7 protein-coding genes are annotated in these 12,089 nt (G+C 45.7%); 6 read left to right on the top strand and 1 reads right to left on the bottom strand.

The window, feature by feature from the left end; genetic code table 11:
• The first annotated feature begins 222 nt into the window (after window positions 1-222).
• The 6 genes from clpX to BIY37_RS00280 all read left to right on the top strand — a co-directional run bounded on the left by clpX (window position 223) and on the right by BIY37_RS00280 (window position 9,356).
• Complete coding sequence (clpX, locus tag BIY37_RS00310; protein ID WP_070065856.1) at window positions 223-1,464, top strand: ATP-dependent Clp protease ATP-binding subunit ClpX; 1,242 nt, start codon at window positions 223-225, stop codon at window positions 1,462-1,464.
• Between the two features lie 745 nt (window positions 1,465-2,209).
• Entirely contained in the window at window positions 2,210-4,246 is a 2,037-nt protein-coding gene (selB, locus tag BIY37_RS00300; protein WP_080324740.1) for a selenocysteine-specific translation elongation factor, read from the top strand.
• 272 nt (window positions 4,247-4,518) lie between these two features.
• Window positions 4,519-5,946, top strand: coding sequence for a hypothetical protein (locus BIY37_RS00295; protein WP_070065854.1), 1,428 nt, complete (start codon window positions 4,519-4,521; stop codon window positions 5,944-5,946).
• Window positions 5,947-6,867: 921 nt separating this feature from the next.
• A complete protein-coding gene (folB, locus tag BIY37_RS00290) occupies window positions 6,868-7,260 on the top strand; it encodes a dihydroneopterin aldolase (RefSeq protein WP_070065853.1) in 393 nt (130 codons plus the stop codon).
• A gap of 27 nt (window positions 7,261-7,287) precedes the next feature.
• Window positions 7,288-8,505, top strand: a complete 1,218-nt coding sequence (gene folE, locus BIY37_RS00285; RefSeq protein WP_080324739.1) for a GTP cyclohydrolase I FolE — start codon at window positions 7,288-7,290, stop codon at window positions 8,503-8,505.
• A 26-nt stretch (window positions 8,506-8,531) separates the two neighbouring features.
• The gene (locus BIY37_RS00280) at window positions 8,532-9,356 is read left to right on the top strand and encodes a RibD family protein (protein ID WP_070065852.1); all 825 of its coding nucleotides are present in this window, start codon (window positions 8,532-8,534) and stop codon (window positions 9,354-9,356) included.
• A 793-nt stretch (window positions 9,357-10,149) separates the two neighbouring features.
• On the opposite strand, the gene BIY37_RS00275 is transcribed toward BIY37_RS00280, so the two are convergent.
• Window positions 10,150-12,089 (bottom strand): SBBP repeat-containing protein (locus tag BIY37_RS00275; RefSeq protein WP_179129179.1); only part of this gene is annotated, 1,940 nt, incomplete at its 5' end.

Genomic DNA, 12,089 nt, shown 5'->3' with positions numbered 1-12,089 from the left:
CTATAATCATGACATCCCTTCGGGATTACAGAATCAATATTTTGTTCACTCATAGGGTTTGTGAGCGAAAGTACGCTGAATAGTTACGAAAAAAGTCCTTTTTGCTTTATCGTTGCTAGTTTTAAAAAGAGTTGCATAATACGAATCGGTTTGTTATTATTTTTCCCTATTGAGAGATAAATTCTGACCACTTCTATATTTATACTTCGAGGTAGAGAGTGCATGGCAAAGAAAGCTACAGGTGCTAAAAAAAGCTGTTCCTTCTGCGGAAGAAACTATGATGCCGTGGGCCGGCTGATTCAGGGCGATGCAAACATCTTTATTTGCAACGAATGTGTTGATGCTTGCCACATGCTGCTGAAAAAAGATCAAAAGAACATTTCTGCGAAACCAATCGGAAAAATACCCACTCCGTCACAGATTAAGCAACATTTAGATGAATATATCATAGGTCAGGATAAGGCAAAAAAAACGCTTGCCGTTGCTGTTTACAACCATTATAAGCGTTTGATCACAAGGGCAAGTAGTGAGGGAGTTGAGATAGAAAAAAGTAATATTTTACTTATCGGCCCCACGGGTTCAGGGAAGACACTTCTCGCACGCACCCTGGCAAAAATCCTTGATGTGCCTTTTACCATCGCGGATGCAACCACGCTCACCGAGGCCGGGTATGTGGGGGAAGATGTGGAAAATGTGCTTTTAGGCTTATTAAGAAACGCCGATTTTAATCTCCAGCGTGCACAGCAGGGCATTATTTATATTGACGAGATTGATAAGATTGCCAGGAAAAGCACCAATCCCTCTATCACCAGGGATGTTTCCGGCGAAGGAGTGCAACAGGCCCTCCTAAAAATGCTGGAAGGAACCATATCAAATATCCCCCCCCAAGGTGGCAGAAAGCACCCGGAACAGCAGTATATTCAAATGGACACGCGGGATATTCTTTTTATCTGCGGTGGAACCTTTACCGGCATAGAAGAGATTATCCGGAGAAGGATTGGAAAAACAAATATCGGGTTTGATTCAGGAAAAGAGGATAAGCCGGACGAATCTTTCGGCGACATTCTGAGCAAAGTGGAGGTTGAGGATATCATCGATTACGGAATGATTGTAGAGTTTATCGGACGATTACCGATTCTTGCGCCGCTGATGCCATTGACCGAGGCAGACTTGATCAAGGTCATGGCAGAACCAAAGAATTCTCTCGTTAAACAATATCAAAAATTCTTTGAGATGGAAGAAACCAAATTAGAATTTTCTCAAGAGGCATTAATAGAGATCAGCAAAAAAGCATTCGAAAAGAAGACAGGGGCGCGGGCACTCCGTGCAATCTTCGAGAGTTTTATGCTGGATGCTATGTATCATTTACCTTCCCAGAAGGGGGAGTCTTCGTTCCTGGTCACTCCTGAAGTCGTCAATGGGAAAACACCATTATTAGCGCAAAAATACAAGAAAACGGCATAAAGATTATTTGTAACCATTCAGTGTCTTGAAAAATCCCAGCAGCATTCGGGTTGCTGCCATTTATAAAAGATAAGGCGTTTGCTCGTATCAAACACACGCCTAAATCCCCTCTTTTTGAGGGGACTCTTGCTCTCCTCTCTAAAAAGAGGGGCCGGGGGTGTGTCACAAGGCAGCAAATGTTTCGTCTCTTACCGTACACAGGAAATGCATGGGAAATTCCTTTTAAAAAGCTAACCGGTTACGATTATTTTAATTGTATAGGAATTTTTCATTTTATGTAAGCGGGTTACAGTTTATCAGTGCCACACTGTAACCGAAAACATTGCCTGGAAGTTCCTTCGGTTCTCAGCAAGATTTTCACTACGGACTTGTGCACACCAAGGTGTGCTTCCTTTTTAATAGCACCTGCCCGGTTCATACCATTCTATGGCATTCCCCTTTTGTGCAGCCGCTCCAATTGGTGCGGATCGGGTGTTGCTAATGCTTTGCGTCAATGATAATTCCTGTTTTTAGAGAATAGCCCTGCCGAAAGCTTAATGCTATACTGCATCGGGCAGATTTTAGCGTGGGCATTGCTGGTCTTGATCGCTGAGACACTCGATTTCCCTCCCAGGCATATCATAAATCCGCTCCTTAGAACACCTCTGGATGTTCGTATGTTTTTTTGGATTTTGATTTTTTCAATTTTGCACTTATAATGACTATCTCTGATACGTCAAAAAAATAACAACAATAGCGAAAACCGATGAAACATTCATTCGTGCACCAATCATCAACCGGCACACACTATATTGAGCACATCATTATCGGGACGGCAGGACATATCGACCATGGAAAGACTTCCTTGGTGAAGGCATTGACGGGAATTGATACCGACAGACTACCCGAAGAAAAGAAACGTGGATTGACTATCGATTTGGGCTTTGCCTATCTCGATCTCGGTGAAAATCGCAGGGTGTGTGTCGTTGACGTACCAGGACACGAACGGTTCGTCAAGAACATGCTGGCAGGCGCCACCAGCATCAACCTCGTATTATTTGTTATTGCAGCCGATGATGGCGTTATGCCCCAAACTATTGAGCACCTGGAAATCATAAACCTCCTGGGCATTAAACACGGTCTCATTGCCCTGACGAAAAAAGACCTTGTTACCGATGAATGGCTGGCGGTGGTGCAGGAAGATATTAAAAAAAATGTAACGGGTACATTGCTGGAGCATGCCCCGATTATTCCTGTATCCGTGGTCTCCGGTGAGGGGATCGAAACCTGCAAGACGGTGATAGGAAAACTGATTGCACAGATACAAACGCAGAGCAACGTCCGTGAATTCCGAATGCCCATTGACCGGTCTTTCACCGTTCCGGGGTATGGATGTGTTGTCACCGGCCCTATTCTGGGTGGTCAGATTTCCGTGGAGGATGAAATGGAAATCTTGCCCATGAAAAAGATCTTACGTGTGAGAGGAATTGAAGTGACCGGAGAACGGGTCACCTCTGCCTTTGCTGGACAACGTGCAGCAGTCAATTTGTCTGGCATCAAATCTGCCGAAATACGGCGCGGTCATGAGCTCTCAATCCCCGGATACTTACAGCCAGCAAAGATCATCGATGTCTTACTGCGGTTGGTAAAAGGCACAAAAAACCCTTTAAAAAACAGGACGAGGATTCGGTTTCATCTGAATACCACTGAGGTGATGGGTCGGCTTGTTCTGCTGGATCGGGATACATTAAGGCCCGGCGAGGAGGCATTGTGTCAAATTCTCCTGGAAGATATTGTTACCGTCGAGCGGGAAGATCATTTCATTATCCGTTCCTATTCGCCTGCCTATACTATCGGTGGTGGCAAGGTGTTAAGGTACAATACCACCCGGTTAAAACGTTTTAGGGAAGAAACCCTCGCGGTTTTAAGAATTCTGGACAGCGGGAATCTCCCGGATATTGTAGAACAGGTTTATTTGAATACTATTCCTGTTTGTAAGGGTGAACGACTGTTCACTCCTACGGTTGATGACATTTCCAGGCAGGTGAATATTCATCCTTCAACTGCCGAGGATGTTATTGCAGGATTAGTAAAGAAGGGGTTGCTTCGGAAGTTTCTTGCCGAGGGTAAAGACGGTGTTGTTCATCGTGATGTGATTACTGCTGTAAAGGAACTAGTCCTGAATATCCTCAGGACATTTCATAAGGAAAATCCTTTAAAAACTGGAATTGAGGAGTCCCAACTCAGGGCGCTGATCACCTCAGCTTCCCTACCTGTGTCAAAAGATATAAAGACCGGTGCTGGAGAGCCTCATAAGAAGCCCATCGTTGGCGATAATATCCATCCTTTCTTGTTTACCGCGGTACTTTCTGCTCTGAGAAACGAGAAAATTATTAAAATTACGGATAATAAACTATCGCTCGTGGACTTTAAGCTCGAAGTGTCAACAAAAGATAAAGATGTAGCAGATAAAATTGAAGAGATTTTTTTTAAGGCTGGATTGACTCCGCCTTCTTTAGAAGAGAACATCACAAAATTTGGCGCTTCCGGCAAAGTCGCCATCTCCTTGCTGATAGAGCAAAAGAAGCTTATTAGGATCGAAAACGGCATCCATTTCCATGCGACGGTGCTGAACAAATTAAAAGAATTGGTCAGGGCGCATATTTCCAAAAACGGTCCTATGAGTGTGGCACAATTCCGGGATCTGACCAGGACTACCCGTAAATATGCAGTCCCTTTGCTCGAATATTTTGATGCAATCCATTTTACCAAACGGATGGGTGATGTACGGATCATATTATGATATTGCCGCTCTGTATCGATGTGATAAATCACAAACGATGAAACATTTGTATATTAAGATGTTGCTAAAATTGATGTCACAAGGCCATCTGATCCTGGAGGAGGCAAATGTTTCTTCATAATTGATAAAATAAATTGAAAATTTCTTATATTCTGTGTTTAATTAATAGTTTATCAGATGCTTTTTTTACGAGAGATATGTTAACGCCTGTGAAGATACCTTACGATAGCCAGATCTCATACAAGTCACTTAACCAAGAAGGAGGGACATACATGGAACGGTTGAAGTTTAAGTACTCATTATATGTAATAGCATTAATTTTGTTTGGCTTTGGTGCCGGTTTTAAACCGCACAGTGTGATTGCACAAGGGATGGAAAGCACGGGAACCGCTACCTGCAAGCCAAAGACAATAATGACGCATCCTGTCCAGGAGCTGGTAATGCAAAAAGGAAAGAATGCGAATATCGTAGTGAGTGTGAAGTGTAAAGAAGATAAACCCGCTGCAGGTGTTCAGGTTGTTGCTGATATCCTGAAGGGTAAAAAGTTTATAGAACTTTCCCCTGCAAGTGCCGTAACTGATGAAAATGGCAAGGCGATATTTACCGTCACGGGTAATAGGAAAACAGAAGAGGAGCTTCCGGAGATTAAGTTTGCCGCAGGAGATTTGAAGGTAAAAATGGCGGTAATCGTTCAGACAATAGGGTGCGTGCCCGAGAGTGTGTACATAGAGCCAAAGGAAAAGCTGGTGCTTGAGAAGGGAAAAGCGGGTACTGTAACGGTAAGGGTGAAATGTGAAAAAGGCAATCCGGCTGTAGATACCAAGGTCGATGCAGTTGTCCAGGAAGGAATCAGCAAGATAGATCTTTCCTCCAGTGCGATATTAACGGATGCAAGCGGTTGTGCGGTCTTTACGGTAACGGGCAAGAATCTGACAGAGAAAACCCCTGCCAGAATTAAATTTGCAGTCGGAACCTTTACGTCTGCCCTCGATGTAAAGGTTGTTGAAAAGATTGGTGAGACGGCAACAAAAAAGGCAGAAAAGGAAACGACTGAAAACAAGCCAAAGACAATCATGACACATCCTGACCAGGAACTGGTAATGCAAAAAGGAAAGAACGCGAATATCGTGGTGAGTGTGAAGTATAAAGATGATAAACCTGCTGCAGGTGTTCAGGTTGTTGCTGATATTCTGAAGGGTAAAAAGTTTATAGAACTTTCCCCTGCAAGTGCCATAACAGACGAAAATGGAAGGGCGGTATTTACCGTTACGGGTAATAGGAAAACAGAAGAAGAGCTTCCGGAGATTAAGTTTGTTGCTGGAGATCTGAAGACAAAAATCGCGGTACGGGTTCAGACAACAGGGTGCGTGCCCGAGAGTGTATACATAGAGCCAAAGGAAAAGCTGGTGCTTGAGAAGGGAAAGACGGGCACTGTAACGGTAAGGGTAAAATGTGAAAAGGGCAATCCGGCAGTGGATGCCAAGGTCGATGCGGTTATCCAGGAGGGAGTCAACAAGATAGAGCTTTCCTCCAGTGCAATATTAACGGATTCAAGCGGTTGTGCGGTCTTTACGGTAACGGGTAAGAATCTGACAGAGAAAACCCCTGCCAGGATTAAATTTACGGTTGGAACATTTACGTCAGCCCTGGAGGTAAAGGTTACTGAAAAAGCAGTGGGAGAGAAAGGTAAGGAAAAATAGATCGCGAGCCAGCTACACTGCAAATAAACCTATCGACAACATACTCATCGTGAAAGGGAAACGTGTCAATGCATTGCAGATAACAATAAGCTATTACATTTGAAGCCTGCGTTCTTAAGTACAACTCGGATGAAATGCGGATAAACCGACAAAACAGAACTTTTAGGACTCAGAGGTATACCAAGTGATCTCAATGCAAGCCCGGGGGGTGAAATTAATTGTTGAAGAAGGAAAATAAACAGAGGTGAAGACAAAATAAGAGCCAGTGAAAAGCCAGAAATAAAATGAGATATTGGAGCTGGTGTTCCTGTAAAGGACACCACCATCATTGAGCACCTTGAACGGACATTGGGGTTCTGTTTAGAATAGATGAAATGCTCGAAGGCGCGTTTACCTGACGGATGCCGTTGACCACCAACCATCTAAATCATTAAATGATTATGGACATTGTGAATAATTTTGAGGTAATCTCAGGATTGTTGAAAAAAGGTAATAAATAAAGAAGCTCAACACGCTAAAATCACCAACCAAGACGTGGTATCCAATATCTGACTTAAAATAAGGGCGATAAATTGCATTGGCATATTGGATTTTCTATGGTTATGTCATGATATCAATCTACATAACGAATAGGGCAACCATTCTATAATCAAGGCCTAACTCTTAGTCCTCCCATAAACCCTATGAGAAATTTGCTGAGATAATAGAAAGGCATTGGGATGAATTACTGCATACAATAAACCGGAGAATACCGTTTCCATGGATTTTGTCGAGGAATTAAATAACATAATCCTGGTTACCCAGCGACGAGCCTACGGTCCAAGAGACAAAGAATATCTTCATTTAAAATTCTGACCTGTATGCTTCCGGAGATATAAAAACGCATATTTTACCCACTCATTTCCATGACGATCTAAAAAAATGAAACCTGACCGTATCGAAATCAACGATTTGTTGCTGCGCTGTATCATTGGCATCAACGAATCGGAACGCAAAAATAAACAGGACGTGCTGATCAATCTCGTGCTGTGGACGGATACGCGTCCCGCCGCTGCCAGTGACGCGATTGAAGATGCACTCAATTATCGTACCGTCACCAAGCAAATTATCGAGTACGTTGAAAGATCCAATCATTTTTTGGTTGAGCGTTTAGTGGAACGTATCGCCGAAATTTGTTTGTGCGACCCGCGCGCATTGCGCGTGCAGGTCAGTTTGGAAAAACCGGGTGCATTACGCTTTGCGCGCTCCGTCGGTGTTACAATCACACGCACGCGCGCAGATTTTGGGTTGAAACAAACGGATGCGCCGAAATGACTTAGCCGGAATGGAGTATTAAACAAAATGAACGACGCCTATATTTTCATTGGTTCAAATATCGAGCGCGAAACAAATTATCCATTAGCAGTGGAACGTTTGCGCCGTCTAGGAACGGTGCTTGCCGTTTCGCCCGTCTATGATACACCCGCGTTAGGTAACGCACCAAATACACCGCACTTTTTTAATGGCGCAGCGCGATTGTTGACCGAATTAACGCCTCATGCTTTGCGGAACGCCTTACGCGCTATCGAAAGCGAATTGGGACGCGTGCGGACCGCGGATAAAAATGCGCCGCGCACCATTGATTTGGATTTAGTTTTGTATGATCAGGAAATCATTGACGATAACGAATTAAAAATTCCCGACCTGAAAATTTTTGAATGCGGCTTTATGGCGCGAGCGCTAGCGGACGTCAACCCCGATTACATTATTCCACCGGACGGACCTACGTTGGCGGAGTTGGCTGACCGTCTGTGCACATCGCGTGACAACATGTATACGGTGCCAGGCATAAGCTCCCAAGTCCGACAATTTGTCCAGAACGCACTCCAAACACAAGCAACAGCGCCACAACTCCCGGCTTGCGTTACGCATGCGTATGACAATGACAGTTCGCAGACCACAATGCCTGACCACACGATTACAAGCTACGCTGCGCAGCAGCATGAAACCTCTAAACAAAAAGCGCAGCGCGCGATTGCCACAGCAGTGCGTACTATTCTGGTGAATGTGGGTGAAGACCCGACTCGCGAAGGTTTGCGAAAAACACCGGAACGTGTTGCACGCGCATACAACGAGTTGCTCGGTGGATACGCTGTAAATCCGGCATCGCTCATCAACGGCGCCCTGTTTGAAAGCGCGTACGACGATATGGTGGTCGTCAAGGACATTGAGTTCTACAGTTTGTGCGAACATCACATGCTGCCCTTTTTTGGCAAAGCGCATGTGGCATATATTCCTGATGGTAAAATTATTGGTCTCTCGAAAATTCCGCGTATCGTTGAAATGTACGCGCGACGTCTTCAGGTGCAAGAAAAAATGACGCGCGAAATCGCCGACTTTATTCAAACGCTCCTGAGTCCCCGCGGCGTTGCCGTAATTGTGATGGGTCAGCACATGTGTGCAACGATGCGCGGCGTTAATCAGACCAATTCGAAAATGCTGACACAAGCAATGTACGGCGCCTTTCAAGAGCGCATCGCACACGAACAATTGAACGACCGTTTGCAGCAAGCCGAATAATTTCACCAACCAAAATATTAAGAACGATGGAACAACCGATTTTGCAACTCTATCCGCAACCATATGCGGAATGCATGTTAAAAGGTTTGTATCTCGCGCATGACGTGCGACAGTTTACCAATGCGGCATCGCCATACATTTATGCAAATTTCGTGTCGAGCCTGGATGGGCGGATCGCAATTCCGCGTCCTGATGGTTCGGGTTTAATGGTGCCGAAAAATGTCACGAACGAACACGACTGGCGTTTGTATCAGGAACTTGCAGCGCAGGCGGACTTGATTATCAGCAGTGGCAGATATTTACGCGAATGGGCGCAAGGACGCGCGCAGGAGATTTTACAAACAGATGACCCCAGGTTTGCAGATCTGCGTGAATGGCGCATGTCACGTGGTCTAAAACCGCAACCCGACATCGCCATAATCAGCGGCAGTTTGGATTTTCCGATTCCTGACGTGCTCAAACACGACGGACGCAAGGCTGTTTTCTTTACGACGGAGAATCCCAATCCCGAGCGCGTGCACGAAATTGAAAAACGCGAGGGCAAGGTCGTAGTGGCAGGCAAAAATCGCGTAGAAGGAAAACTCTTTGCACGACACGCATACGAATTGGGTTACCGCGTAATCTATTCAGGCGCGGGGCCTAAAATCTTGTATCTGTTGTTAAAAGAACGCTTATTGAACCGTCTGTATCTCACCTTAGCTCATCGCATCTTGAGTGGCAACCCTTTCGCTACGATTATCGAAGGTCCCCTACTGGAACCGGCAATGAATTTTCAAATGAACACCATGTACCTGGACAAGACGGGATTGAACGGGATGGAACAGCTATTTGTGAGTTATAACCGTGTATAACGAAACAATATTTACGCAAAATACCGTAAATCTGAAATTTGCACTACGAAATCGGTCATTTTTTGGATGAGGACCTTGACGAGTTTCAGAAGTTGCATACGGATTTTAGGGTTGCTAATTTATTTGAATCCATTCGGTTTTTTTGAAAAATCCCGGCAACATGAAGATTTCTGCACTCTATAAAAATACGGCGTTTGCCCGTACCATACACAGCCCGAAATCCCCCCTTTCCAGAAAAGACTCTTGCTCTCCCCTCGAAAAAGAGGGGCCGGGGGGTGTGTCACAAGGCAACAAGTGAAACGGTTACGTTTGTCCATGGTGTTCGAATCTATGTACGGATTTGGGATCTATCGCACGGACAAACGAGTTTGTCCGTGCCACCCTGCAGTCGAAGATACAACGGGTATTCTTTGAGTAGCTTAGACGGTTCATCCACCTCACGTACAAAAAATTTTCCAGTCTTCCCAATGACTTAAAAGTTCTTTGCACACCCGACGCAAGGTATCACCCGTGCCACAGAGGGGCAGCAGATAGAGAATCTGTTCCATTTCCCTGCGCCCCCACTAGTGCTAAACCATTCAAACCTCAAATCCGGAGCGCGGTATTTGTGAGTCAACCCTGTCAGGGTTTTAAACCCTGACAGGGTTAATGAATGTGCGCATCCAAAATCCAGGGTGGGCAAGGCCGGGATATTCAGACCTCTGAACCCCGAACACAACTCCCTTCACACACCGCTCATCCCTTGATGCCGGCGCTGCGTCTTGCGCACCTTGCGTCTAACATCCGGTATCGGTCATCGGTTTTTTATCTTCACCTTCACCTTCTTCGGGCCGTGCATTGTGCTTACGCTGTTGGTGTCCACGTCCTCCAGTTTGTAGTGATACGCCCCTTTGGCAGGCGGTGTATCCTCGTAGCTGTAGCTGGCGCCCGTTGTTGCGTTGCCCTGCGCCGGAATAAGCGTAGTATTGATCTTCTTATAGGGACCATCCTTGCGTTTTGCACGGTAGAGGTTAAATCCGGCATTGTCAATCTCTGTGGCCGTCTGCCAGTGCAATGTAACCTTTCCATCGGTATTACCATTTGCAGAGAATGATACTAACTCAACAACGGTTGGTGTGCTATCCCCTATCTTTGTCACAAAGACATCGGAAGAACCATTATAGCTTTCATCAAAGGCGTTTATTATCGTTGGGAAATCGGAAGAATATGTCTCACCCTTCACATACGCATTACCGACACTGTCTACCGCTATGCCAGTACCATGATCGCTATAACTTCCCCCCAGGTATGTGGAGTAGGAAAGGCTTGTGCCCAATGTACTTATCTTTGTCACAAAGGCATCCCAGCTACCGGTATTGGTTCCATAAATAGGTTTTTCCGTTGGGAAATTGGAAGACCCTGTATACCCCGTTACATACGCGTTACCGGCGCTGTCTACTGCTATGCTTTCACCTGCCTCGTCACCAATTCCCCCCAGGAATGTAGAGTAGGAAAGGCTTGTGCCCGATGCAGCTATCTTTGTCACAAAGGCATCGGAAGTACCAGTATAGGTTCCATATATGGGCATTTCCGTTGGGAAATCGGAAGACTTCGTATACCCCGTTACATATGCATTGCCGGCGCTGTCTACCGCTATGCTATAACCTTCATCGGCATCACTTCCCCCCAGGTATGTGGAGTAGGAAAGGCTTGTGCCCGATGTACCTATCTTTGTCACAAAGGCATCGTAAGAACCAGTATAGGTTCCATATATGGGTATTTCCGTTGGGAAATCGGAAGACCATGTAAACCCCGTTACATACACATTGCCGGCGCTGTCTACCGCCATGCCACGACTTTCATCGCGGGCATTTCCCCCCAGGTATGTGGAGTAGGAAAGGCTTGTGCCCGATGTACCTATCTTTGTCACAAAGGCATCGTAAGAACCAGTATAGGTTCCATATATGGGTATTTCCGTTGGGAAATCGGAAGACCATGTAAACCCCGTTACATACACATTGCCGGCGCTGTCTACCGCCATGCCACGACTTTCATCGCGGGCATTTCCCCCCAGGTATGTGGAGTAGGAAAGGCTTGTGCCCGATGTACCTATCTTTGTCACAAAGACATCCTCATCACCTTTATTGCTTACATATATGGGAGTTTTCGTTGGGAAATTGGAAGAATATGTAGAGCCTGTCACATACGCATTGCCGGCGCCGTCTACCGCTATGCCAGAACCCCAATCAAAATTACTTCCCCCCAGGTACGTGGAGTAGGAAAGACTTGTGCCCGATGCAGCTATCTTTGTCACAAAGGCATCGGTCCAACCAGTATTGGTTCCATACATGGCGTTTGCCGTTGGGAAATCGGAAGACTGCGTCCAACCCGTTACATACGCATTGCCGGCGTTGTCTACCGCTATGCGCAAACCATAATCGTCTTCACTTCCCCCCAGGTACGTGGAGTATAAAAGGCTTGTGCCCGATGTGCCTATCTTTGTAACAAAGGCATCGTACTTACCAGTATAAGTTCCATACACGGCGATTTTCGTTGGGAAATCGAGAGACTTCGTAGAACCCGTTACATACGCATTGCCGTCGCCGTCTACCGCTATGTCAGTGCCGCCAAACCTTGAGGAAAGACCGGAATCATCATCACTTCCCCCCAGGTACGTGGAGTAGACTAGGGTAGGGTCGATGACGAGCGGGTAGCGTTTGTCGTACGAGGCGACGGTAAAACCATAAATGAACG

Source organism: Candidatus Brocadia sapporoensis, assembly GCF_001753675.2.
Taxonomy (GTDB): domain Bacteria; phylum Planctomycetota; class Brocadiia; order Brocadiales; family Brocadiaceae; genus Brocadia; species Brocadia sapporoensis.
This window is presented reverse-complemented; position numbering and strand designations above follow the sequence as displayed.